Origin of the sequence: Pseudomonas sp. B21-059, assembly GCF_026016285.1 — a bacterium.
Taxonomy (GTDB): domain Bacteria; phylum Pseudomonadota; class Gammaproteobacteria; order Pseudomonadales; family Pseudomonadaceae; genus Aquipseudomonas; species Aquipseudomonas danubii.
In genome coordinates, this window is the sequence record NZ_CP087201.1 from 3,507,728 (window position 1) to 3,531,370 (window position 23,643).

Sequence of the window (23,643 nt, forward strand, 5' to 3'; positions counted from 1 at the left end):
TTTGAAACCTTACCCAATCCAGTTCGTGTCGATCGTCATTCCGGTCTACAACGAAGAACAGAGCCTGCCGGAGCTGCTGCGCCGCACCGAAGCGGCCTGCCGCCAGCTCAAGCACGACTTTGAAATCGTCCTGGTGGACGACGGCAGCCGCGACCAGTCGGCGACCCTCCTGCAAGAAGCCGCCGAGCGCGAAGGCAGCCCCGTAGTGGCGGTGATCCTCAACCGCAACTACGGTCAGCACGCGGCGATCATGGCCGGCTTCGCGCAGTGCCGCGGCGACGTGGTCATCACCCTCGACGCCGACCTGCAGAACCCGCCGGAAGAAATCCCGCGCCTGGTGGCCCAGGCCGAGCTCGGCTACGACGTGGTCGGCACTGTGCGCAACAACCGCCAGGACTCGGCCTTCCGTCGCTGGCCGTCGAAGCTGATCAACCTCGCTGTGCAGCGCTCCACCGGTGTGGCCATGAGCGACTACGGCTGCATGCTGCGGGCCTACCGCCGCACCATCATCGACGCGATGCTGGCCTGCACCGAACGCAGCACCTTTATCCCGATCCTGGCCAACAGCTTCGCCCGGCACACCACCGAGGTGCTGGTGGAGCACGCCGAGCGCGAGCACGGCGACTCCAAGTACAGCCCGATGCGCCTGATCAATCTGATGTTCGATCTGATCACCTGCATGACCACCACCCCCCTGCGGCTGCTGAGCATCATCGGTTTCGGCATGGCCGGCGTCGGCGCGCTGTTCGCCCTGATGCTGATCATCCTGCGGCTGATCTTCGGCGCCACCTGGGCCGGCGACGGCACCTTCGTGCTGTTTGCGGTGCTGTTCGTGTTCACCGGTGGCCAGTTCATCGGCATGGGTCTTTTGGGTGAATACCTGGGACGCATGTACAGCGACGTGCGGGCCCGCCCGCGCTTCTTCATCGAAAAAGTCTTGCGCAGCCAGCCGGCGGTCCCCGCCCCGGCTGTCACTGTCGACGGTTTAACTTCCACTCATACTGATCAGGTTTCGCCATGAGCAATAAAGCTGTTGTCTTCGCCTACCACGATATTGGCTGTGCGGGCATCGAAGCCCTGCTCAATGCAGGCTACGAGATCGCTGCCGTGTTCACCCACGCCGACGATCCCAAGGAGAACACCTTCTACGGCTCCGTCGCCCAGCTGTGCGCCCGCAAAGGCATTGCCGTGCATGCCCCGGAAGATGCCAACCACCCGCTGTGGATCGAGCGCATCAGCAAACTCGACCCGGACTATCTGTTCTCCTTCTACTATCGCAATCTGCTGAGCGAACCCCTGCTGGCCACCGCCCGCAAGGGTGCGTTCAACCTGCACGGCTCGCTGCTGCCGAGCTACCGCGGCCGTGCTCCGGCCAACTGGGTACTGGTCAAGGGCGAAACCGAAACCGGCGTGACCCTGCACCGCATGGTCAAGCGTGCCGACGCCGGGGCCATCATCGCCCAGCAGCGCGTAGCCATCGAACGCAGCGACACCGCCCTGAGCCTGCACCACAAACTGCGTGACGCCGCTGCCAGCCTGCTACGCGACACCCTGCCGGCGCTGGCCCAGGGCAAGATCACCGAGACCGCCCAGGACGAATCCAAGGCCAGCTACTACGGCCGTCGTACTGCCGCAGACGGCAAGATCGAGTGGAAACGCCCCGCCGAAGAGCTGTTCAACCTGGTCCGCGCGGTGACCCAACCGTACCCGGGCGCCTTCTGCGCCGTCGGCGAGCACAAGCTGATCGTCTGGAGCGCGGAAGTTGCCAAAGGCAACGAAGGCCAGGCCCCGGGCCGGGTCATCAGCGTCGACCCTCTGCGCATCGCCTGTGGCGAAGACTCCCTGGTGATCACCTCCGGCCAGCGCAACGCCAACGGCCTGTACCTGGGTGGCCCGCAACTGGCCAATGAGCTGGGTCTGGTGGACGGCTCCCTGCTGCGCGGTGCCGAGTCCGGCCGCAAGCCACGCCGCACCCGCGTGCTGATCCTCGGCGTCAACGGCTTTATCGGTAATCACCTGTCCGAGCGCCTGCTGCGTGACGACAAGTACGACGTCTACGGCCTGGACATCGGCTCGGACGCCATCGAGCGCCTGCGCAGCCATCCGAACTTCCACTTCGTCGAAGGCGATATCAGCATCCACTCCGAGTGGATCGAATATCACATCAAGAAGTGCGACGTGGTCCTGCCGCTGGTGGCCATCGCCACCCCGATCGAATACACCCGCAACCCACTGCGCGTGTTCGAGCTGGACTTCGAAGAGAACCTCAAGCTGGTTCGCTACTGCGTCAAGTACAACAAGCGGGTGATCTTCCCGTCGACCTCGGAAGTCTATGGCATGTGCCAGGACAACAACTTCGATGAAGACAGCTCCAACCTGATCGTGGGTCCGATCAACAAGCAACGCTGGATCTACTCGGTGTCCAAACAGCTGCTGGACCGGGTGATCTGGGCCTACGGCGCCAAGGGCCTGAACTTCACCCTGTTCCGTCCGTTCAACTGGATGGGCCCGCGCCTGGACCGCCTGGACTCGGCCCGTATCGGCAGCTCCCGCGCCATCACCCAGCTGATCCTCAACCTGGTGGAAGGCACGCCGATCCGTCTGTTCGACGGCGGCGAGCAGAAGCGCTGCTTCACTGACATCGCCGACGGCATCGAAGCCCTGGCGCGCATCGTCGACAACGACAACGACTGCTGCAACGGCCAGATCATCAACATCGGCAACCCGGACAACGAAGCCAGCATCCGTCAGCTGGGCGAAGAACTGCTGCGTCAGTTCGAAGCTCACCCGCTGCGCAGCAACTTCCCGCCGTTCGCCGGTTTCCGCGACGTCGAGAGCAAGGCGTTCTACGGTGCCGGCTACCAGGACGTGGAACACCGCAAGCCCAGCATCGCCAATGCCAAGCGCCTGCTGAACTGGGAGCCGACCGTGGAGATGAGCCAAACCATCGGCAATACCCTGGACTTCTTCCTGCGTGAAGCGATGCTGGAAATCGCCGATCGTTCCAAAGAAGAAGCTCGCTGATGCAGGCAGGTCTGCGCATTGACGTCGATACCTACCGCGGCACCCGGGAGGGGGTGCCACGGCTGCTCGAATCGCTGGACGAAGCCGGGGTCAAGGCCACGTTCTTCTTCAGCGTCGGGCCGGACAACATGGGGCGCCACCTGTGGCGTCTGATCCGTCCGCAGTTCCTCTGGAAAATGCTGCGCTCCAATGCCGCGGGCCTGTACGGCTGGGACATTCTCCTGGCCGGCACCGCCTGGCCGGGCAAACCCATCGGCCGCGACCTGGGGCACTTGATGCGCCAGACCCTGGCCGCCGGCCATGAAGTCGGCCTGCACGCCTGGGATCATCACGGCTGGCAGGCCAACACCGGGCGCTGGAGTCAGGCACAGCTGATCGAACAGATCCGCCGTGGCGTCGACAGCCTCAACGATATTCTCGGGCAAGCGGTGAGCTGCTCGGCGTCTGCCGGTTGGCGCGCCGATGAACGCGTCATCGAAGCCAAGCAACAGTTCGGCTTTCGCTACAACAGCGACTGCCGCGGCCAGAGCCTGTTCCAGCCACGACTGGCGGACGGCAGCCTGGGCGCCCCACAGATTCCGGTGGACCTGCCGACCTTCGACGAAGTGGTCGGGCCGGTGGTGGCCGCCAAGGATTTCAACCGCTACATCCTCGACCGGTTCAGTCCGGACAAACTCAATGTCTACACCGTGCATGCAGAAGTAGAAGGGATTCTCATGGCCAATGATTTCCGCCAGTTGCTGGCCAGCGCCAAGCAACGCGACATCCACTTTCAACCCCTGGGGCAGATGCTCCCGGCGGATCTGGCCAGCCTGCCGGCGGGCAAGGTCGTGCGTGGCGCGCTGGAAGGTCGTGAAGGCTGGCTGGGAGTGCAAGGCGCATGACCAGACGTTGGGCTCTGCCGCTGCTGCTGATCGCTTTCGGTCTGTTCTACCTGTTGCCCATGGCCACCCACGGCCTGTGGATTCCCGATGAAACCCGCTACGCGCAGATCAGCCAGGAAATGCTCCTGACCGGCAAATGGGCGTCGCCGCACTTCATGGGCATCCGCTATTTCGAAAAACCCGTGGCCGGCTACTGGATGATCGCCATCGGCCAGGCGCTGTTTGGCGACAACCTGTTTGGCGTGCGCGTGGCGTCGGCCCTGAGCACCGGCTTGAGCGTGGTCCTGGCCTACCTGTTGGCCCGGCGCCTGTGGAATGACCCGCGCAAGAGCCTGGCCAGCGCCCTGCTCTACATGAGTTTTACCGTGGTGGCGCTGCAGGCCGGCTACGCCAACCTCGATCCGCAGTTCACCTTCTGGGTCAACCTGAGCCTGGTTGCACTGTGGTTCACCTTCGACTGCCAGAGCCGACGCGGACAGATCGGCGCCTGGGTGCTGCTGGGGCTGGCCTGCGGCATGGGCTTCATGACCAAGGGCTTTCTGGCCTGGCTGCTGCCGGTGCTGGTGGCCCTGCCCTACGCCATCTGGCAGAAGCGCCTGCGCTCGCTGCTGACCTATGGCGGCATCGGCGTGCTGGTGGCGATTCTGGTCAGCCTGCCCTGGGCCCTGGCGGTGCATGCCCAAGAGCCGGACTACTGGCGGTTCTTCTTCTGGCACGAGCACATCCGCCGCTTTGCCGGTGAAGACGCGCAGCACGCCTCGCCCTGGTGGTACTACCTGCCGTTGCTGGTGGGCTTCTGCGTGCCTTGGGTGCTGCTGTTGCCGGCCAGCCTGAAGCAGGCCTGGGAACAACGGCGGCTGAACAGCAGCGGCTTCCTGCTGCTGTGGCTGGTGCTGCCCCTGGCCTTCTTCAGCCTGAGCAAAGGCAAGCTGCCGGCCTACATTCTGCCCTGCCTGCTGCCTGTGGCCCTGCTGATGGGCCACACCCTGATGGACCGTCTGACCGCCGGCAAGACCCGGATCCTTAGCCTCAATGGTGTGCTCAACCTGCTGGCCGGCCTGTTGGCCCTGCTGGCCTTGGTGTACTTCCAACTGAAGAAACCGGTGTATGTGGACGAGCCCCAGCACCTGGTCCTGGTATACATCCTGTTGCTGGGCTGGATCATCAGCAACCTGTTGCAGGCCATGCGCCCCTTGAGCCTGTGGGCCGCCCCGGCCCTGGGCAGCTTCCTGCTGGTGGCCCTGGCCCCGGCGGCGCTGCCGAACAAGGTGGTCTACAACAAGATTCCCGACCAGTTCATCATCGATCACGTGGCCGAACTGCGTCAGGCCAAGGCCCTGCTGAGCAACGACCTGGGCGCTGCCGCTGCGCTGGCCTGGCGCCTGCGTCGCCCCGACGTGACCCTTTACAACACCCAGGGCGAAGTGAAGTACGGCCTGGGCTACGAGGACACTGCGGCGCGCAAGGTCGACCTGAACCAAGTCCAGCCGTGGATCGAGCAAGCCCGTAAGCAAGGCTCGATCGGCGTGGTGATGCGGGTCAAGAGCAGCGACGAGGAACATGAAGTCGAGCTGCTGCCCAAGGACGCCAAGCGCTACGAGCAAGGCAATATCGTGATCTTCATCATTCCCCAGAGTCAGCCATGAGCCTGTTGCTGCTGTTGCTCGCCTGCGGGCTGACCTGCCTGGGCCAGGTGGCGCAGAAGTTTGCCGTGGAAAGCTGGCGTGACCAGCCCTCCGGCATCCTGCAAAAACTGCGTTCCGGCTGGCTGTGGCTGGCCCTGTTCAGCCTCGGCCTGGGCCTGCTGGTGTGGCTTTTGGTGCTACAACGCATGGAGGTGGGCGTGGCCTACCCGATGCTCAGCCTGAATTTCGTGTTTATCACCCTGATCGCCCGCTTCGTCTTCCATGAGCCCATCGACCGTCGCCATTGGCTCGGCGTGGCCCTGGTGATTGGCGGCGTGCTGCTGTTGAGTCGCCACGCATGAGCCGGGTCAAGGGTTTTGCCTTCGCCCTGGGCAGTGTGGCTCTGGTCAGCGGCGCCCAGTTGGGCATGCGCTGGAGCATGACCCGCCTGCCCGCCCCGGATCAGTGGCTGTCGGCGCTGAGTGCTGGCAGCGTCGATCTGGCCGCCCTGGGGGTGGTGATCGCAGCCATCGGTGCCTACGCCCTGTCGATGCTCTGCTGGCTCCTGGCCCTGCGCGACCTGCCCCTGGGCCGGGCCTATTCGCTGCTCAGCATCAGCTACGCCCTGGTCTACCTGCTGGCCGCCAGCCTGCCGCTGTTCAACGAACCCTTCACGCTTGCCAAAAGCCTCGGGGTGGCCCTGGTCATCCTTGGGGTCATCACCATCAACTCTCGATCTGCACCCGCGACAAGTCCCAGGAATACCCCATGAAAATCAGTGTATTTGGAAGTGGTTACGTCGGCCTCGTACAAGCCGCCGTATTGGCTGAAGTCGGCCACGATGTCATCTGCATGGACATCGACGAGCAAAAGGTCAAACAGCTGCAACAAGGCTACGTGAGCATCTTCGAGCCGGGGCTGGCCAGCCTGGTCAAGGAAAACCTCGAAGCCAAGCGCCTGCACTTCACCACCGATGAAAAACTCGCGGTGCAACACGGCCAGGTGCTGTTCATTGCCGTGGGCACGCCGTCCAGCGAAGACGGCTCGGCGGACCTGCGCTATGTGCTGTCGGTAGGCGACGCAGTGGCCCGCCACCGTGAGAAGCCGGTGATCCTGGTGGAAAAATCCACGGTGCCGGTGGGCACCGGCGACACCTTGAAGGCGCACATAGAGAAGGTCCTGGACGGCCGCCCGCTGCAGTTCGATATCGTTTCCAACCCGGAATTTCTCAAGGAAGGCTCGGCCGTCACCGACTGCCGCCGTCCGGACCGGATCATCATCGGCTGTGAACGCGAGGAAGTGCGCGATGTGATGCGCAACCTTTACGCGCCGTTCAACCGCAACCACGACCGCATCATGTTCATGGACCTGCGCAGCGCCGAGCTGACCAAGTACGCGGCCAACTGCATGCTGGCCACCAAGATCAGCTTCATCAACCAGATCGCCGAGCTGGCCGAGCACCTGGGGGCCGACATCGAATCGGTGCGCTTGGGCATCGGCGCCGACTCGCGGATCGGCTATCACTTCATCTACCCCGGTTGCGGCTACGGCGGCTCCTGCTTCCCCAAGGACATGCGCGCCCTGATCCACAGCGCCGAGCAAGCCCACTGCTCCAGTGACCTGTTGCAAGCGGTGGAAGCCATCAACGAGCGGCAGAAACACAAGCTGTTCGAACGCATCAAGGCGTTCTACAAAGGCGACCTTGAAGGCAAGACCTTTGCCCTCTGGGGCCTGGCGTTCAAGCCCAACACCGACGACATGCGCGACGCACCGAGCCGGGTGCTGCTGGACGCGCTGTTCGCGGCCGGTGCTGAAGTCCGGGCCTTCGACCCGGAAGCCATGCAGGAAACCCAGCGTCTGTACCCGGACGAATCGCGCCTGATGCTCATGGGCACTCCGGAATCGGTGCTCCATGGCGCCGACGCGCTGATCATCTGCACCGAATGGCAGCAGTTCAAGGCGCCGGATTTCGACCTGATCCAGCAGCGTCTCAAGGCCCCGGTGATCTTCGACGGCCGTAACCTGTACGACGCCGAACGCCTGGCGCGCAACGGTTTCACCTACTTCCCGATCGGTCGCGGTGAATCGCGCAACCTGCCGATTCCGCACCAGCAGTGGTCCACCGAGGCCTGAATGAACCCGCACTCCAGTTCCCCTGCGAACACATTACTTTGGCAATCGTTGGGGCTGGGGCTGCTGGCCTTGCTGCTGTTCTGCGCCGGCGCCGGCCACGATTCGGTCATCGGCTTCGACTCGCGCTTTGTGCTTTTCGCCAAGGAGATGCTGCGCCATGGGCCGGGGTTCTTTCCTACCACCTATGGCCAGCCCTATGCTGACTATTCCAGCGCCTCGACCCTGCTGGTGTGGCTGTTTTCCCTCCCCACCGGGCAGGTCACCAGCTTTACCGCCTGGCTGCCGACGGCCATTGCTTCAGCGCTGATCGTCAGCCTGATCTATCGCCTGCTGGCGCCCTACTCCCGCACCTGGGCCCTGCTCAGCGTCGCCTTGCTGCTGCTGAGCAATACCTTTATCAGCGAAACCCGTGCTGTCTCCCTGGACCAGATGCTCGCCGCAGTGTCCCTGGCGGTGTTCTACCTGGGTTATGCCCACGACCATTTCGGTGCCCGCCGGCACCTGGACTGGATCTTCCTCTTGCTGGTGCTTGGCTTTGCCATTCGCGGGCCCATCGGCCTGGTGATTCCCACCGGCATGCTGTGCAGCTACTACCTGCTGGGCGGTCAATGGCGCCGTTTGTTCGGCGTCGGTTTCAGCGCGCTGTTGCTGCTGGTGGCCTGCGTCGGCCTGCTGCTGTGGCTGGCCAAGCTCAGCGGTGGCCAGGCCTTTGTCGACGAGGTGATCCGCATGCAGTTCATGGGACGCATGGACGGCAGCGAAGGCTCCAGCGACGTCTTCTATTACTTCACGAGTTCCCTGGGCAACTACGCCCTGGCCTATCCCCTGGCGATCCTGGTTTGGGTTGCGGTGTTGCTCAATCGCCCTGCGGAACAGGGCCCGGCCCTGAAACTGTTGCGTCTGTGCACTGCTGCCGGGCTGATCGTAATGATCGGCTTGTCGATTCCCCAAGCGAAAAAGGCCCGCTACCTGCTGCCGATGCTGCCCATGGCGGCGATCGTTGCGGCTTATCCGTTCCAGGCCGGACGCGGGCGGGTCATGGGCTGGCTGCGGGGGCTGATCCAGGGCCTGTGGCTGCTGCTGCCCGGGTTACTGATGGTGGGACTGCTGGTACTGCGGCGCAAATTCCCTGAACAGCTCACCCACCTCTTGCCCATGCTGCTGATCCTCGGCCTGTTGCAAGCGCTGTCCCTGGGGTTGCTGTTCAAGCGCCAGTGGCGCGCCGTGGGCCTGGCCTACAGTGCGGTGCTGGCGGTCTGGGCCTGTTACATCGGGGTCTTCGAACCGGTGGAGCACCGTCTCTATGACACTCGCGCCTTCAGCCTCGGCGCCATGCAACTGATCGAGGCCGACCCGGCACCGGTAGTCCTGCACCGCATGGGCAAGGACGCCAAGGCGATCAAGTTCATGGTCAACCTGGATCGAGACCTGCAGCCACAGTTCACCGATCAGGCTGCCGCCCTGGCCCAAGTGCCGGCCCCGGCCTGGGTGATTCTTGATCAGAGCGATCTGCCCAGCCTGCAAGGCACGCCCCTGGCCGGGCTGACTCCGGTGCTGAGCGGGCGTTTCGACAAGAACGACTTCGTCTTGCTGCACCTGCCCAAGAGCGCTGCCACGCCACCCTGAAAGCGTTGCGCAACCCCCTGGCGGCTCCTTACACTCGCGCCCATGACTATTCAGATCCGCCGGGCGCGGGTGGCTGACGCGGCCTTCCTCCCCGCCATTGAAACCTCGGCTGCGGCACTGTTTCGCAGTGATCCGCAACTGGCCTGGCTGGCCGACGCCGAGGTGGCCGATGCCCAGAGCCATCGAGAAAACATCCAACACCACCCGGTCTGGGTTGCGCTGACAGAGGACGGCACCCGCTGCGCCTTTCTCAATGCCCAGGTCTGCGACCAGGAACTGCATGTGTGGGAAATTTCCGTTGCCACTGGCCACCAGGGCCAAGGCATTGGCAAGCGCCTGTTGCAGGCGGCACGGGAGTTCGCCCTGGAACAGCAGCTCACGGCCCTGACCCTCAGCACCTTCCGCGAACTGGCGTGGAACGAACCTTTCTACCAGCGCCAGGGCTTTGTCACCCTGCAACCTGCAAAGCTGAGCCCGCGCCTGCGCCAGGTCCTGGCCGATGAAACACAGCACGGCCTGCCCGAATCACGCCGCTGCGCCATGCGCCTGAGCTTGTAAAAACGCACTGCCACAGCTGGCTGTATGAGCTGGCTTGCCAGCGAAAGCGCCCTCAAGACCCAGCACCCGACTCAAAGCCCCTTTCGCCGGCAAGCCGGCTCCTACGCGGGGTGAAATACAGCAAAATAAATGCACTTAAACGGCATTATTATGAATTTGTCAGCTACACCAATGCTCGGCACACTGTGCCCGTTCCTCCCCCAAATGTTGGAACGTTCAAGGGCTTTCTGGTGATCCAGGCAAGCCCTTCTTTTTGCCCGTCGTTTAGCCCTGGACCGTTCTTGCCGATGTTTGCCCGCTGGAAACCCGCCGCCATCAATACCCGCCCACTGGAATGGAGCCGTGCCGCCATCGGCATGGCCCTGGGCACCCTGTTCAGTGTCTGGATCTGCGCCCAGGTGTTTGGCATGCCGGTGGCGCTGCACCTGATCGGTCCGCTGGGGGCCTCGGCGGTGCTGCTGTTTGCCGTGTCTTCCGGGGCCCTGGCCCAGCCCTGGTCGATCCTCGGCGGCTACCTGTGCGCCGGGGTCGTGGCCTTGCTGGTGGCTCATGTCCTGGGCCGGACCCTGGGCAGCGCCTGCCTCGCGGCGGGCATGGCCCTGGTGCTGATGTGCTGGTTGCGTTGCCTGCATCCCCCGGCCGGCGCCCTGGCCCTGACCCTGGTGCTGGCAGACCCGGCCAGCGTGGCTTTGGAGTGGCGGGAACTGGGTCCGGTGATGCTCGCGGCGGCCAGCCTGTTGGCCAGTGCCTTGGCCTACAACAACCTGACGCGGATTCGTTACCCCAAGGGCCCGAGCGATACTCCGGTGCTGCTGCCCTCGGCGGCCCCCGCCGACAGCCTGGCGATCACCGCCGAAGACCTCAAGCAGGCCCTGGCCGAGATGGAAGAATTCTTCGACGTCACCCCTGAAGACCTTGAGCAACTGATCCACGCCAGCGAAGCCCACGCCCGCCGGCGCAGCATTGGCCAGGTCCTGTCCTCGCGACCCTGATAGCGCCCCAACCTTCGCCCTCGCTGGTGCTGACTTGCCAGCCAAGACAGCTTCAGAAGCGCCGCACGCGTAAAAGGCCTGTTCGCTGGCAAGCCGGTTCCTGCAAGGGCATCGTCGATTGCGCGCCAGGCTTAGCCACCGGCTGGCCAGCGCAGGCGCGCTCAAGTGCGGTGCCAGGCTCAAGTCAGTGGGTTCAAACCATCGGCGACCAGCGCTGGGACCAGTCGTGGTCTTGTTCGATCACCTCGCGCAATACCGTAAAAGCCTGCTGCAGCTGCGCCGAGTCGCGCTCCCGGGCATACAGCAGGTAAGTGGGAAAACTGAATTCCGGGGCCTTTTCCACCCGTTCCAGCACACCGCTGTCCAGGTAGCTCTGCACCACCCGGGTGCGGAAATAGCCGCTGCCACCGGCGTCGAGGATGAACTGCAGCGCCAGGGGCCCAAGGTTGAAGCCCACCGCGGCCTTGGCCTGCTCCGGCAATGCGGCGTCGTGCTGACGGCGAAAATCATCGCCCCAGTCGATGTACACATAAGGCTCGGGACGTCCCGCCAGGCGCACCTGGATCAGTTTCTCCTCCAGCAGTTGCTCGACCTGCAATCCCGCGCAATACAGCGGCTGGAACACCAGCGCCGCGTCCAGCACGCCCAACTCCAGTTGCCGTTGCAGGCTCGCGCCTTCGGCGATCTGGGTGCGTACCGCATGGTTGGGCAGTGCCTGGCGCAGGCCTCGTACCCAATTGAGCATCAGCGGATTGCACAGGCTCAACTCACCGCCGATGTGCAGCACGTTGCGATAGCCCGCCAGCAACGGCAGGTCGCGCTGGGCGGCCTCCCAGGTCTGCACCAGCTGATTGGCATAGGCGATAAAGGCCTCGCCATCGGCGGTGGGTCGGGCGCCGGCGCGGTTGCGTACCAGCAGTTTGCAGTTGAGCTGGCCTTCCAGGTTCTGCACCCGGGCGCTGATGGCGGTCTGGGTCAGGTGCAGGCGTTCGGCGGCGGCGATCAGGCTGCCGCTGCGGACGATTTCCAGGAAGGTGCGGGCCAGATCGATGTCCATGGTGCCTCGCCGGCAAAAAATTCGAGCGCCATTGTAGCGGCGCTCGCACCGTCGTGCGCCTAGGCCGCGGACATTCGCCGGATCGGCACCGACGCTGCGGGCCAGAGCGCTGGCGCAAGATTGAGGGCGGCTTTTTCAACATGCAAAAATGCACAGTCAACCTGCAGTTTTCGGGGTTGTACTGGGCAAAATTGCACTGTTACGATCCGTCGATGCTCGCGCGCGAGCCTCATATAAAAAACAATAAAAGCAGGGAGTTAGTGATGACTGCTCAGGTTTCATCCCAGGCGACACAGGACCTCGACGCCACCCCCGACGAAGTGCTGGTCGAGGTGCGCAACCACATCGGTCACCTGACCCTCAACCGCCCCGCCGGTCTCAATGCCATCACCCTGTCGATGGTGCGTACCTTGCAGCAGCAACTGAACATCTGGGCCCAGGACCCGCTGATTCACGCCGTGGTGCTGCGCGGCGCCGGTGAAAAGGCTTTCTGCGCCGGCGGCGACATCCGCTCGCTGTACGACAGCTACCAGAGCGGCGATACCCTGCACGAGGATTTCTTCGTCGAGGAGTACGCCCTGGACCTGACCATCCACCATTACCGCAAGCCAGTGCTGGCCCTGATGGACGGCTTTGTCCTCGGCGGCGGCATGGGCCTGGTGCAAGGCGCCGACCTGCGAGTGGTGACCGAGCGCAGCCGCCTGGCGATGCCGGAAGTGGCCATCGGTTACTTCCCGGATGTGGGCGGCAGCTACTTCCTCTCACGGATTCCCGGCGAACTGGGCATCTACCTTGGGGTCAGCGGCGTGCAGATCCGCGCCGCCGATGCCCTGTACTGCGGCCTCGCGGACTGGCACCTGGAGAGCGACAAACTGAGCCTGCTGGACCAGCGCCTGGATCGCCTGCACTGGAGCGACTCACCACTCAAGGACCTGCAGGGCCTGCTGGCCAAGCTGGCGGTACAGACCTTGCCCGATGCGCCACTGCAAGCCTTGCGCCCGGCCATCGACCACTTCTTCGCCCTGCCGGACATGGCCAGCATCGTCGAGCAATTGCGCAGCGTGACGATTGCCGACAGCCACGAGTGGGCCAAGACCACCGCCGACTTGCTGGAAATCCGCTCGCCCCTGGCCATGGCCGTGACCTTGCAGATGCTGCGCCACGGCCGCCACTTGAGCCTGGAACAGTGCTTCGCCCTGGAGCTGCACCTGGACCGTCAATGGTTCGAACGGGGTGACCTGATGGAAGGCGTACGCGCCCTGATCATCGACAAAGACAAGACCCCCCGCTGGAATCCGCCGACCCTGGCAGCCCTTGAGGCTGAACGGGTAGCCAGTTTCTTCAGCGGTTTCGACGGCAGCGGGAGCTGAACTCATGCACGACATCGAATTGACCGAAGAACAAGTGATGATCCGCGACATGGCCCGGGATTTTGCCCGGGGCGAGATCGCGCCCCATGCCCAGGCCTGGGAAAAGGCCGGCTGGATCGACGACGCCCTGGTGCGCAAGATGGGCGAACTGGGCCTGTTGGGCATGGTGGTTCCTGAAGAATGGGGTGGTAGCTACCTGGACTATGTGGCCTACGCCCTGGCGGTGGAGGAGATCTCCGCCGGCGACGGCGCTACCGGGGCCCTGATGAGCATCCACAACTCGGTGGGCTGCGGGCCGATACTCAACTACGGCAGCGAGGAACAGAAGCACGCGTGGCTGCCGCGACTGGCCAGTGGCGAAGCCATCGGCTGCTTCTGCCTGACCGAACCCCAGGCCGGCTCGGAAGCCCACAACCTGCGCACCCGCGCCGAACTTCGCGATGGCCAGTGGGTGATCAATGGCGCCAAGCAGTTCGTCAGCAATGGCAAACGGGCGCAACTGGCCATTGTCTTCGCGGTGACCGACCCGGAACTGGGCAAGAAAGGCCTCTCGGCGTTCCTGGTGCCCACCGACACCCCGGGGTTCATCGTCGACCGCACCGAACACAAGATGGGTATTCGCGCCTCCGACACCTGCGCCGTGACCCTCAACCAATGCACGATCCCCGAAGCCAACCTGCTGGGCGAACGGGGCAAGGGCCTGGCCATTGCCCTGTCCAACCTCGAAGGCGGCCGCATCGGCATCGCCGCCCAGGCCCTGGGCATCGCCCGTGCGGCTTTTGAAGCGGCCCTGGCCTACGCCCGGGAACGGGTGCAGTTCGACAAACCGATCATCGAACACCAGAGCATCGCCAACCTGCTGGCCGACATGCACACCCGACTCAATGCCGCACGCTTGCTGATCCTGCATGCCGCGCGCCTGCGCAGCGCCGGCCAGCCGTGCCTGTCCGAAGCCTCCCAGGCCAAGCTGTTCGCTTCGGAAATGGCCGAGAAGGTCTGCTCCTCGGCGATGCAGATCCATGGCGGTTACGGGTATCTGGAGGACTATCCGGTGGAGCGCTACTACCGCGATGCGCGGATCACCCAGATCTACGAAGGTTCCAGCGAGATCCAGCGCCTGCTGATTGCCCGCGAGCTCAAGCACTATCAGCTCTAGGCACCAGTGGCGCCCACAAAAAATCGCAGCCCAGGCTGCGATTTTTTTGTGGCTGCTCCCCCGGAGCCGGCTTGCCGGCGAAGAAGCCTTTGAGCGTGGCGTCGCCCTGCTGGACGCCATCGCTGGCAAGCCAGCGCCTACACAAGCCTGCCCCTTCGCAAGCGGCTTTCTACAACAAGCGAGGTTCAACGGTCATGGGGGAAGCCTTCCTGTCTGAGGTATAGGCCGTCACGGGCGGGGCCGGACTGGCGAAGCAACGTCCAGAGGTCAGGGGCTGCTCAGCGGCTTGAACACCGTGATTGAGTAACAACAGGCAGCCCATCAACAACATTATGCGGTGCATCGAAACAGCCCTCTCCCTTTGACCCGGGTCTTCAGCGCAGCTTGATCAGCCAGCGCTAGAGATCATCCATCCAGTTGTCCTTGGGCCTCAGCTCAGCCAGAAACTCTTCCAGCGTGTAGTCCTCTTCCACAACCGGCCTCCGCGATGCGGCAGGAGCAGCCGGCGCTGGTTTTACCGAGGCGCCGTCGTCATGGCTGGCGGTTTGGGGCATCAGGTTGATGCCAAATTTGTTGCCAACGGGCTTTTGCCCAGGTGTCGGCGAGGTGATGGTGATAAGGGTCGCTTGATCCTTGCGACGCAGAGGCATGACCACGCTGGTGTCGGCATTCTGGTAACTGGCCATGGTCGCCAGCGCGATGCCCACGAACGGCGAGGCGGCGCCGGTATCGCCCAGGCGCTGGGTCAGGTCGTAGCCTTCGCGGGAGTCGAGCAGATCCAGAGAGCTGCGGGCAGCCGTCAGCGCAGGAAGCAATTCGGCCAGTGGCGTGCTGTTCAGGCCGCCGTCGTAGAACACCCGGGCTGGTGCTGGTGTAACGACATCAGTGGCTTTGCTCCAGCCAGCGGCCAGTTGAGCGGTCAAGGCTTCGCGCTTGAGGCGCTCGCCGTTATCCGGGCGCTGCAGGGAAACCGTGACCGGGCGATGAATCCTGGCCAGCACCGGCAGGGCGTCCCACTGTTCAAAAGCGCGCTCGGTCCAGGGTTGTGGGATGAACTCCGAAGGTTGGAACTCGACGGCAGGTTTACGCCAGCCCCAACCGGTGAATTCAGGATCGATCTTGTTCTGGTTGACCTTGGTGAAGGGGGCGTAATAGCGCAGCCATTCGACACGTTCGGGGCGACCGACGACCAGGGCGACCATTGCGTCGGTGAGTTCACCTGGTAAGCGAGGACCATTCCCCTGGCCAACCGGCCATGTACTTTTGTCCTTGCTTGCGAGCGCAAAGCTCATGTTATGACCTTCAGCGCTATAAACCAGAATGGCCGGTAAGTCTGGATTACGCTCGAATATTAGGAAAAGCTTCTCAAGCAACTCCTCGGAGGTATTTCTACAGACAATTCCATCAGGAAAATTACGAATGCGGTGCCAATGTAACCCTGCGGGGGTTCGCATATTGTCGACCATGACGGACAGACTATGTTGAGTTCTTTCAGGAGTGAAACGTAAATTCGGTGTCTTAGGGCTCCAATCACTTACCACGGTGATAGTCGGGATTGGCCACTTCTCCAAAAAGTCTCGTAATCCCATTTCCAGCGCATCTGCCTTACGCTTATCCCAAGCCATATCCTTATCACTAGCAGTTACCGGATACTTCTTCGGGTCTGTAGGCAGCACACTACCTACGTGCAGTGACTCCGTCTGTTTCAGACTCTGCTCTTGCAACACCTGCCAAAGTTGCCCTTGACGAAAAACATCCAAGCTCACACCGAGGCTGAGCACATCTAGGGTTTCCAATCGCGACGAGCTGGTGGGTGCACGGTAATGGGGTTCAACGGTCATGGAGTAAGCCTTCCTGGACGAGGTATAAGCAGACACAGCCGTGGCCGGACTGGCAAAGCAACGGATAGATGTCAGTGAAGACTCAGTGGCCTGAGTCAAGTGACTGATCAGTAATAGGCTGGAGAAAGACCAGTATGTAAACAAACGGCACATCAAACGGTTTCCCCAAAACTGACAGGAGTTCCCGCTTTACGTCCCGCCAGAGACTGGGTGGCTACCAGAGAAGGCATTTTATCCCTCACACTTGTCGGCAGTACGCCAGTCATGCGATACGCAGTTGTGGAGTCAATCAGCTTGCGAGACTCGACCTCTTCTAAAAAGTAAAGCTTCTCCACAGCCTCGTCTGGCAGATCTTGCTCCAAACTCTTTACCTCATACCCTCCTCCGTCTGTGCTCTCCCAATCCAACCGCCAATCCGCCACCCGACACAAATACGCATAAAACGTCACATCATCCACGCTCTCCCCCGCCCCTATCGCCACGTCATACGCCAGCACTCGACGGCTGTGTTCCGGGTTGTTTGGAATGGCCGAGTGGAAAGACAGCGCTTCTTCGTGCTCCTTGCCCTTGCCGCCACTTTGCAGGCGCATGCGTGCCTCGTAGGGTGTTTCTGAACGCGTCACCAGCACCTTGCCGTCATCGGTCGCTCGGGCGGCAAACACGTGGGTGGTTTCAGATATCTCCTTGCCTTCGTTGAGGGCCTTTTGAACGCTACCAATGTCGCGTCCGTGCTTGAAGGCGACGGCCTCATCGATTGCCTCCAGCCGGCTGTGCCGGGTGCTTTCGGGGGTCCAGGCTTTATTGCTGATCGCAATCGCGGCGTCGATGGGCGCCAGTTTGTCCTTGATCTGATAGACACCGCTGTTGGAGTCCGCTCCCGGCATGACCACCGTGCCATCGGCGTCAAAGTTGGTTTCAACGGGCACTGGCAATAACGGTGCGGTCAACATCACCGACTTCCCTTGCTCAAGGGAGGCGCGGGCCACGGACATCCGCTGCAGGCAAGGCAGACCGGTGTCTTCCCAGGTGTCCTCCCCCTGAAGCAGCAATGGGTAGGCATGGGGCGGCGTGTGCAAACCGATCAGTTCCTTTTCGCCACCGCGCTTGCGCAGGGTAAAGATTCGCTGGTGGAAACTCAGCGGCAAGGTCCGGCGCAATGGCTTGCCATACAGCTGCTCGTCAACACCCTGCCAGCCGATTCCCTGGACGTTGGCCAGGCCAACGGTCTGGTCCTGTGGGGTGAAATACAGGTAGACACTGCCTCGGTTATCGCGCTCGTTGAAGGCAATGCGCTTGGCGTCAATCGTGGTTTCGCAGGCGCTGCCACCGCTCCAGCCAGGCCCGCCAATAGCGCCATAACCCTGGCAGTTCTTGAGGGCGATACTCGACAAGGCCGGGTACGGATTGGGCGCTGCGGTAATGAACTTCAGGATGGCGTCAAGCGTCGCCAGGCGGGCCTCGGCCGTCTGCTGCGCGCCGAAGCCCTGAAGCTTCTCCATGTTGGGTTCGCACAGGCTGTAGGGCGAGTTGATCATCACCACGCCGTCGGCTGGCCGCACCTTGTCTTCATTGAGAAAGGCATGGGCCAATAACGTGATGAGCGTGCCTTGGCTGTGGCCCACCACATTCACCGTGTCGTTGGGGTAGCGCTTGCGGATGATCCTGATCAGCATCGCCAGGCGCATCGCCGCCAGCACCATGTAGCGGCGTCCAGGCGCGGAGAACAATGGGTGAGTCAGCTCTCCAGCAAACAGATCCAGGGAAATGAAGCCAAATAGCTTGCCGTTGAAACCCTTGCCCCACATGTCCGGCAGGTTGGTGGTGGCATTGACGAAGTGCCCACCCTCCAGGGTGCCCGCCTTGTCCAGGCGGTTTCTGTTGCGATCCATCCACTCGCCGTGGGGCGCATCCTTGATGATGTGCCGCTCTTCCTCGCGAAAGCCCCAGTAGAACGGAATGACCACGCTGCGGGCGTCGGTGCCATTGGCCGCGGCGGCGAACTTGCGCCGGTAGTACACCGCGTCGGGGTTGCGGGCCTTGCCCTCATCGTCCTCGGGCAAGCTGTAGCCGGCCGGACGCAGAAAGCCCGGATTGCTCACGCCATTGGGCAGGGTCGGCGCCATGTCCAGGCGCTCGTTGAGCCCCTCGCACAGGCCGCGCTCGATGCGCTCGTAGCAACCGGCCAGGTCGTTGACGCCGTGCACCACGATGGTCACGCAGGGCTTGGGGGGCGGCGCGATCAGGTGCACATCGCCACCGCCTGGCAGGGTGATCGCTTCACCGGTGCAAATGGTCCTCATCCGAACGGCGTCATTCATCGTGCTAGTCCTCCTTGATGGCACTGATGCGGCGCAAAACAAAGCCGGCGCCGCACCATAACAAAGGACCAGGACGATAAATCTAGGAGTTCTCTGAAAGGCGCTCGGACTCGGGGCGCCTGATTGTCACAGGTGCCGCCGAGGCAAAAAACATCGATTTGCCGGCGATCAGCGCTGTGCGTTGAAAAAGACATTCAACGCAAGATCCGGAGTTCAGCGCCGTTCGCCGCGGCCTAGGGTTGGCCCAACGCTCATGCAAAGGAGGTCAATCATGAAACAACTGCAAGACAAAGTCGCGATTGTGACGGGGGCCACGTCGGGAATCGGTCAGGCTGCCGCCCGGCTGTTCGCCCAAGAGGGCGCGCGCCTGATAGTGACCGGTCGTCGGGGCGACGCCCTGGATGCGTTGGTCGCCCAGATCCAGCAAGCCGGTGGCGAGGCACTCGGGGTTGCCGGTGACATTCGCAGCGAGGCACTGGCCGAACGTCTTGTGGCGCTGGCACTGGAGCGTTTCGGTGGCTTGGATATCGCGTTCAACAACGCCGGAATGACCGGTGAAACCCGGTCCGTCTCCGAGTTGACCCTGGGCCAGTGGCAGGCCGTGCTCGACTGCAACTTGACCAGTGCCTTTCTTGGGGCCAAGTACCAGTTGCCTGCTCTGCGCAGCCGGGGCGCAGGGTCGATCATTTTCACTTCCAGCTTTGTCGGGCACCACGTCGGTTTTCCCGGCATGGCGGCGTATGCCGCGAGCAAGGCCGCGCTGATCGGCTTGACCCAGGTCATCGCGGCTGAAGAAGGCCCCCATGGCATTCGCGCCAACGCGCTACTGCCCGGAGGCACCGACACGCCAATGGGCCGAGCAGCCACCGACACGCCAGAGAAACGCGCCTTTGTCGAAAACCTGCATGCCCTCAAGCGCCTCGCCCGTCCCGAGGAAATTGCCCGTGCGGCGCTGTTCCTCGCGTCGGACGCCGCCAGTTTCGTCAGCGGGACGGCGATGCTGGTTGAGGGGGGAGTTTCCATCAACCGCAGCTAGGGTCTGTTCCCGTTTGGTGACGAGCCGCGTTGCTGGGCCAAACGGGAACAGCCCCTAGGCGCTGCGGTTGAGGCTGCAGGGACGCTGGATGAACGCCGCGTCCTGCCAGGGGCGGTGCGCTTACTGATCCTTGAACTGCGGATCACGCTTGGCGATGAAGGCGGCCATGCCCTCTTTCTGGTCCTGGGTGGCGAACGCCGCGTGGAACACCCGGCGTTCGAAGCGCACGCCTTCGGACAGGCTGACTTCGAAGGCGCGGTTCACGCTTTCCTTGATCATCATGCTCACCGGGATCGATTTTGCGGCAATCAGTGCGGCGACTTTCAGGGCTTCTTCCACCAGGTCGTCCGCTGGGACGATGCGCGCGACGATACCGCAACGCTCGGCTTCCACGGCGTCGATAAAGCGTCCGGTCAGGCACATTTCCATGGCCTTGGCCTTGCCCACGGCGCGGGTCAGGCGCTGGGTGCCGCCCATGCCCGGCAATACGCCAAGGTTGATTTCCGGCTGGCCGAACTTGGCGTTGTCGCCGGCCAGGATAAAGTCGCACATCAAGGCCAGTTCGCATCCGCCACCCAGGGCGAAGCCGTTGACCGCGGCGATGATCGGCTTGCGCCGGTTGGCCACGCGGTCGCTGTCGCTGAACAGGTCGTCGAGGTAGATCTGCGGGTAGGTGAGTTCGGCCATTTCCTTGATGTCGGCACCGGCGGCGAAGGCTTTCTTCGAGCCGGTGATGACGATGCAGCCGATCTGCGGGTCGGCTTCCAGGCGGTCCAGGGCCTGGTTCACCTCGCCGACGATCTGCGCGTTGAGGGCATTCAGCGCCTGGGGACGGTTGAGGGTGATCAGACCGACGCGGTCCTTGATGTCCAACAAAATGGTTTCGTAGCTCATGAATCAGCTCCTGCTAAAAGTCAGAGATTGCGCGAAATGACCATGCGCTGGATGTCGCTGGTGCCTTCGTAGATCTGGCAGATGCGCACGTCGCGGTAGATGCGCTCCAGCGGGAAGTCGCTCAAGTAGCCATAACCGCCCAGGGTTTGCAACGCCGCCGAACAGACCTTCTCGGCCATTTCCGAGGCGAACAGCTTGGCCATCGAGGCTTCCACCAGGGCCGGCTTGCCGCTGTCGCGCAGGGCGGCGGCGTAGTGCACCATTTGGCGCGCCACGGCAATCTGGGTGGCCATGTCCGCCAGGCGGAACGCCACGGCCTGGTGCTCGATGATCGGCTTGCCGAAGGTCTCGCGCTCACGGGCGTAGTCGCGCGCCGCTTCGAACGCCGCCCGGGCCATGCCCACCGACTGCGAGGCAATGCCCACGCGCCCGCCTTCAAGGTTGGCCAGGGCGATCTTGTAGCCCTCGCCCTCCTCCCCCAGGCGGTTGGCCAGCGGCACCTTCACATCCTCGAAAAGGATCTGGCAGGTGTCGCTGGCGTGCTGGCCGAGCTTGTCCTCGATGCGCGCGACCTTATAGCCCGGCGAGTCGGTGGGCACGATAAAGGCACTGATGCCGCGCTTGCCGGCCGCCGGGTCGGTGACCGCGAACACGATCACCACCCCGGCGTTCTGCCCCGAGGTGATGAATTGCTTGCAGCCGTTGAGCACATAGTGATCGCCATCGCGACGGGCCCGGGTCTTCAGGCTGCTGGCATCCGAGCCGGCCTGGGGCTCGGTCAGGGCGAAGGCGCCGAGCATGGCGCCGCTGGCCAGGGGCTTGAGGAAACGCTCTTTCTGCTCGTCATTGCCGAATTTGAGGATCGGCACGCAGCCCACCGAGTTGTGCACGCTCATGATGGTGGAGCAGGCGCCGTCACCGGCGGCGATTTCTTCCAGGGCCATGGCATAGGCCAGGTAGCCGGTGTCGCAGCCACCCCACTGTTCAGGCACCAGCATGCCGAAGAAACCCAGCTCGGCCATCTCGGCAATGGCTTCCTTGGGAAAGCGGTGCTCGCGATCCCACTCGGCGGCGAAAGGCTTGAGGCGTTCCTGGGCAAATTGCCGGGCCGCGTCGCTGATCTGCAGTTGTTCGTCATTGGGCAACATCGGGATTCCTCGTTACAGGCATTCAACGGCCATGGCCGTGGCTTCACCACCGCCGATGCAGATCGCGGCCACGCCACGCTTGAGGCCTTTCTGGCGCAGGGCCGACAGCAGGGTCACCAGAATCCGCGCACCGGAGGCACCGATGGGATGGCCCAGGGCGCAGGCGCCGCCATGGACGTTGACCTTGGCGTGGGGGATTTCCAGCTTGCTCATGGTCACCAGGCTGACCACAGCGAAGGCTTCGTTGATCTCGAACAGGTCCACGTCCTGCAAGGACCAGCCGGTCTTTTTCATCAATCGCTCGATGGCCCCCACCGGCGCCACCGGGAACAACCCCGGGGTGTCGGCAAAGGCCGAGTGGCCATGGATCACCGCCAAGGGCTTGAGGCCGCGTTGCTCGGCTGCGGAACGACGCATCAGCACCAGGGCCGCGGCGCCGTCGGAGATCGAACTGGAGTTGGCCGCGGTGACCGTGCCGCCGTCGCGGAACGCCGGCTTCAGGGTGGCGATCTTGTCCAGCTTGGCCTTGGGCGGCTGCTCGTCATCGCTGATCAGCTTCGACTCTTTGCCGATCATCACCTGCAGGGGAACGATCTCGTCCTTGAACAGACCGTCCTTGATCGCCTGCTGGGCACGGGTCAGGGAGGCCACGGCAAATTCATCCTGAGCCTGACGGGTGAAACCGTTGGCCTCGGCGCAGTCTTCGGCGAAGGTGCCCATCAGGCGGCCCTTGTCGTAGGCGTCTTCCAGGCCATCGAGGAACATGTGGTCGAGGACCTTGCCGTGGCCCATGCGGTAGCCGCTGCGGGCACGGTCCAGCAGGTACGGGGCGTTGGACATGCTTTCCATGCCACCGGCGATCACCACCTCGGCGCTGCCGGCCAGCAGCATGTCGTGGGCCAGGATGGTGGCCTCCATGCCCGAACCGCACATCTTGTTCAGGGTGGTGCAGCGGGTGCCCTTGTCCAGGCCCGCGCCCAGGGCAGCCTGGCGCGCCGGGGCCTGGCCGAGGCCGGCAGACAGCACGCAGCCGAACAGCACTTCTTCTACTGCGTCAGCCGCAATGCCGGCGCGCTGCACCGCGGCGCGGATGGCCTCGCTCCCCAGTTGCGGGGCGCTGAGGCCTTTGAGCTCACCCTGGAAACCGCCCATGGGGGTGCGGACGGCGCTGACAATGACAATCGGATCGTGGGCAATGGACATGAGAATTCCTCCTTACTTGGCGGCCATACGCAAGGCACCGTCGAGACGGATCACCTCGCCGTTGAGCATGCTGTTTTCAATGATATGCCGCACCAGCGCAGCGTACTCGGCGGGTTTGCCCAGGCGCGGCGGAAACGGCACGCCAGCGGCCAGACCGGCCCGTACTTCCTCGCTCATGCCGGCCATCATCGGGGTTTCGAAGATCCCCGGAGCGATGGTCATCACCCGGATGCCGAAGCGTGCCAGCTCACGGGCCACCGGCAGGGTCAGGCTGGCAATCGCGCCCTTGGAGGCGGCATAGGCGGCCTGGCCGATCTGCCCGTCGAAGGCGGCGATGGAGGCGGTGTTGATGATCACCCCGCGCTCGCCCTCGGCATTGGCAGTGCTTTCGGCGATGGCCGCCGCGGCCAGGCGCAACAGGTTGAAACTGCCGATCAGGTTGACGTTGATCACCTGGCTGAAGCTGGCCAAAGCGTGGGGGCCATTCTTGCCGAGGATTTTCTCGCCCCGCACGATACCGGCGCAGTTGACCAGCCCGTTGAGCTTGCCAAAGGCCTTGACCGTGGCCTGCACCGCCGCTTCGGCCGCCGCTTCCTGGCTGATGTCCGCCACCACGCTCTGGCAGCCCAGTTGCTGGGCCTTGGCCGCCACGGCCTCGGCGTTGAGGTCCACCAGCATCACTTTTGCGCCGGCGGCGACGAGCATTTCAGCGCTGGCGGCACCGAGGCCCGACGCACCGCCACTGACGAGAAACACCTGGTTTGCAATGTCCATCATT

Annotated in this window: 20 protein-coding genes; 13 read left to right on the forward strand and 7 right to left on the reverse strand. The window is 63.3% G+C overall.

Annotation, left to right across the window (positions count from 1 at the left end):
* Position 1 precedes the first annotated feature (1 nt).
* The 10 genes from arnC (at position 2) to LOY69_RS15490 (ending at position 10,842) form a co-directional block, all read left to right on the forward strand.
* On the forward strand, positions 2 to 1,021 hold the full coding sequence (gene arnC / locus LOY69_RS15445; protein WP_102864990.1) for an undecaprenyl-phosphate 4-deoxy-4-formamido-L-arabinose transferase: 1,020 nt from the start codon (positions 2 to 4) through the stop codon (positions 1,019 to 1,021).
* Positions 1,018 to 3,024 carry a bifunctional UDP-4-amino-4-deoxy-L-arabinose formyltransferase/UDP-glucuronic acid oxidase ArnA gene (gene arnA, locus LOY69_RS15450; protein ID WP_102879313.1) on the forward strand — a complete coding sequence of 669 codons (2,007 nt, stop codon included), beginning with the start codon at positions 1,018 to 1,020 and terminating at the stop codon, positions 3,022 to 3,024. Before arnC ends, arnA begins: the two co-directional genes overlap by 4 nt.
* Complete coding sequence (gene arnD, locus LOY69_RS15455) at positions 3,024 to 3,908, forward strand: 4-deoxy-4-formamido-L-arabinose-phosphoundecaprenol deformylase (RefSeq protein WP_110651792.1); 885 nt, start codon at positions 3,024 to 3,026, stop codon at positions 3,906 to 3,908. Before arnA ends, arnD begins: the two co-directional genes overlap by 1 nt.
* Positions 3,905 to 5,554 (forward strand): lipid IV(A) 4-amino-4-deoxy-L-arabinosyltransferase, encoded by a 1,650-nt coding sequence (gene arnT, locus LOY69_RS15460; protein WP_265073163.1) that lies wholly within the window; start codon positions 3,905 to 3,907, stop codon positions 5,552 to 5,554. Before arnD ends, arnT begins: the two co-directional genes overlap by 4 nt.
* Entirely contained in the window at positions 5,551 to 5,895 is a 345-nt protein-coding gene (gene arnE / locus LOY69_RS15465) for a 4-amino-4-deoxy-L-arabinose-phosphoundecaprenol flippase subunit ArnE (protein WP_102879310.1), read from the forward strand. Before arnT ends, arnE begins: the two co-directional genes overlap by 4 nt.
* A complete protein-coding gene (gene arnF / locus LOY69_RS15470; protein WP_110595721.1) occupies positions 5,892 to 6,305 on the forward strand; it encodes a 4-amino-4-deoxy-L-arabinose-phosphoundecaprenol flippase subunit ArnF in 414 nt (137 codons plus the stop codon). The genes arnE and arnF overlap by 4 nt, the downstream gene beginning before the upstream one ends.
* Positions 6,302 to 7,666 (forward strand): UDP-glucose dehydrogenase family protein, encoded by a 1,365-nt coding sequence (locus LOY69_RS15475; RefSeq protein WP_110595722.1) that lies wholly within the window; start codon positions 6,302 to 6,304, stop codon positions 7,664 to 7,666. Before arnF ends, LOY69_RS15475 begins: the two co-directional genes overlap by 4 nt.
* Positions 7,667 to 9,292, forward strand: coding sequence for an ArnT family glycosyltransferase (locus LOY69_RS15480; protein ID WP_265073164.1), 1,626 nt, complete (start codon positions 7,667 to 7,669; stop codon positions 9,290 to 9,292).
* Between the two features lie 42 nt (positions 9,293 to 9,334).
* Positions 9,335 to 9,850, forward strand: coding sequence for a GNAT family N-acetyltransferase (locus LOY69_RS15485; RefSeq protein WP_265073165.1), 516 nt, complete (start codon positions 9,335 to 9,337; stop codon positions 9,848 to 9,850).
* A gap of 287 nt (positions 9,851 to 10,137) precedes the next feature.
* Positions 10,138 to 10,842: an HPP family protein gene (locus tag LOY69_RS15490; protein ID WP_265074900.1), complete on the forward strand. Its 705-nt coding sequence runs from the start codon at positions 10,138 to 10,140 to the stop codon at positions 10,840 to 10,842.
* Between the two features lie 193 nt (positions 10,843 to 11,035).
* Here the strand turns inward: LOY69_RS15490 and LOY69_RS15495 are convergent, their stop codons facing one another.
* Positions 11,036 to 11,899 (reverse strand): LysR family transcriptional regulator, encoded by an 864-nt coding sequence (locus LOY69_RS15495; RefSeq protein ID WP_110651802.1) that lies wholly within the window; start codon positions 11,897 to 11,899, stop codon positions 11,036 to 11,038.
* Positions 11,900 to 12,162: 263 nt separating this feature from the next.
* On the opposite strand from LOY69_RS15495, the gene LOY69_RS15500 reads away from it, so the two are divergent.
* Entirely contained in the window at positions 12,163 to 13,269 is a 1,107-nt protein-coding gene (locus LOY69_RS15500) for an enoyl-CoA hydratase/isomerase family protein (RefSeq protein ID WP_265073166.1), read from the forward strand.
* A gap of 4 nt (positions 13,270 to 13,273) precedes the next feature.
* Entirely contained in the window at positions 13,274 to 14,425 is a 1,152-nt protein-coding gene (locus LOY69_RS15505) for an acyl-CoA dehydrogenase family protein (RefSeq protein WP_110595727.1), read from the forward strand.
* 398 nt (positions 14,426 to 14,823) lie between these two features.
* Here the strand turns inward: LOY69_RS15505 and LOY69_RS15510 are convergent, their stop codons facing one another.
* Both LOY69_RS15510 and LOY69_RS15515 read right to left on the reverse strand, forming a co-directional pair.
* Complete coding sequence (locus LOY69_RS15510) at positions 14,824 to 16,419, reverse strand: DUF2875 family protein (protein ID WP_320110037.1); 1,596 nt, start codon at positions 16,417 to 16,419, stop codon at positions 14,824 to 14,826.
* Positions 16,419 to 18,584 (reverse strand): DUF3274 domain-containing protein, encoded by a 2,166-nt coding sequence (locus LOY69_RS15515; protein ID WP_265073168.1) that lies wholly within the window; start codon positions 18,582 to 18,584, stop codon positions 16,419 to 16,421. The genes LOY69_RS15510 and LOY69_RS15515 overlap by 1 nt, the downstream gene beginning before the upstream one ends.
* Positions 18,585 to 18,855: 271 nt before the next feature.
* On the opposite strand from LOY69_RS15515, the gene LOY69_RS15520 reads away from it, so the two are divergent.
* Positions 18,856 to 19,620: an SDR family oxidoreductase gene (locus LOY69_RS15520; RefSeq protein ID WP_102879299.1), complete on the forward strand. Its 765-nt coding sequence runs from the start codon at positions 18,856 to 18,858 to the stop codon at positions 19,618 to 19,620.
* A 120-nt stretch (positions 19,621 to 19,740) separates the two neighbouring features.
* Here the strand turns inward: LOY69_RS15520 and LOY69_RS15525 are convergent, their stop codons facing one another.
* Genes LOY69_RS15525 through LOY69_RS15540 form a run of 4 tightly spaced genes read right to left on the reverse strand, consistent with a single transcriptional unit; the run spans position 19,741 to position 23,639 of the window.
* Positions 19,741 to 20,514 (reverse strand): enoyl-CoA hydratase, encoded by a 774-nt coding sequence (locus tag LOY69_RS15525; protein ID WP_102863560.1) that lies wholly within the window; start codon positions 20,512 to 20,514, stop codon positions 19,741 to 19,743.
* 20 nt (positions 20,515 to 20,534) lie between these two features.
* Entirely contained in the window at positions 20,535 to 21,662 is a 1,128-nt protein-coding gene (locus LOY69_RS15530) for an acyl-CoA dehydrogenase (RefSeq protein ID WP_102879297.1), read from the reverse strand.
* 12 nt (positions 21,663 to 21,674) lie between these two features.
* A complete protein-coding gene (locus LOY69_RS15535) occupies positions 21,675 to 22,865 on the reverse strand; it encodes an acetyl-CoA C-acyltransferase (RefSeq protein ID WP_102879296.1) in 1,191 nt (396 codons plus the stop codon).
* 12 nt (positions 22,866 to 22,877) lie between these two features.
* Entirely contained in the window at positions 22,878 to 23,639 is a 762-nt protein-coding gene (locus tag LOY69_RS15540; RefSeq protein WP_123390772.1) for an SDR family NAD(P)-dependent oxidoreductase, read from the reverse strand.
* Positions 23,640 to 23,643: the final 4 nt, after the last annotated feature.

Coding starts and splice junctions, on each gene's coding strand:
- LOY69_RS15515 (WP_265073168.1), bottom strand. CDS start 18,584: ATGAATGACGCCGTTCGGATGAGGACCATTTGCACCGGTGAAGCGATC.
- LOY69_RS15535 (WP_102879296.1), bottom strand. CDS start 22,865: ATGTCCATTGCCCACGATCCGATTGTCATTGTCAGCGCCGTCCGCACC.
- arnD (WP_110651792.1), top strand. CDS start 3,024: ATGCAGGCAGGTCTGCGCATTGACGTCGATACCTACCGCGGCACCCGG.
- LOY69_RS15520 (WP_102879299.1), top strand. CDS start 18,856: ATGAAACAACTGCAAGACAAAGTCGCGATTGTGACGGGGGCCACGTCG.
- LOY69_RS15490 (WP_265074900.1), top strand. CDS start 10,138: ATGTTTGCCCGCTGGAAACCCGCCGCCATCAATACCCGCCCACTGGAA.
- LOY69_RS15475 (WP_110595722.1), top strand. CDS start 6,302: ATGAAAATCAGTGTATTTGGAAGTGGTTACGTCGGCCTCGTACAAGCC.
- arnF (WP_110595721.1), top strand. CDS start 5,892: ATGAGCCGGGTCAAGGGTTTTGCCTTCGCCCTGGGCAGTGTGGCTCTG.
- LOY69_RS15485 (WP_265073165.1), top strand. CDS start 9,335: ATGACTATTCAGATCCGCCGGGCGCGGGTGGCTGACGCGGCCTTCCTC.
- LOY69_RS15500 (WP_265073166.1), top strand. CDS start 12,163: ATGACTGCTCAGGTTTCATCCCAGGCGACACAGGACCTCGACGCCACC.
- LOY69_RS15505 (WP_110595727.1), top strand. CDS start 13,274: ATGCACGACATCGAATTGACCGAAGAACAAGTGATGATCCGCGACATG.
- LOY69_RS15510 (WP_320110037.1), bottom strand. CDS start 16,419: ATGTGCCGTTTGTTTACATACTGGTCTTTCTCCAGCCTATTACTGATC.
- LOY69_RS15480 (WP_265073164.1), top strand. CDS start 7,667: ATGAACCCGCACTCCAGTTCCCCTGCGAACACATTACTTTGGCAATCG.
- LOY69_RS15540 (WP_123390772.1), bottom strand. CDS start 23,639: ATGGACATTGCAAACCAGGTGTTTCTCGTCAGTGGCGGTGCGTCGGGC.
- LOY69_RS15525 (WP_102863560.1), bottom strand. CDS start 20,514: ATGAGCTACGAAACCATTTTGTTGGACATCAAGGACCGCGTCGGTCTG.
- arnA (WP_102879313.1), top strand. CDS start 1,018: ATGAGCAATAAAGCTGTTGTCTTCGCCTACCACGATATTGGCTGTGCG.
- arnT (WP_265073163.1), top strand. CDS start 3,905: ATGACCAGACGTTGGGCTCTGCCGCTGCTGCTGATCGCTTTCGGTCTG.
- LOY69_RS15495 (WP_110651802.1), bottom strand. CDS start 11,899: ATGGACATCGATCTGGCCCGCACCTTCCTGGAAATCGTCCGCAGCGGC.
- LOY69_RS15530 (WP_102879297.1), bottom strand. CDS start 21,662: ATGTTGCCCAATGACGAACAACTGCAGATCAGCGACGCGGCCCGGCAA.
- arnE (WP_102879310.1), top strand. CDS start 5,551: ATGAGCCTGTTGCTGCTGTTGCTCGCCTGCGGGCTGACCTGCCTGGGC.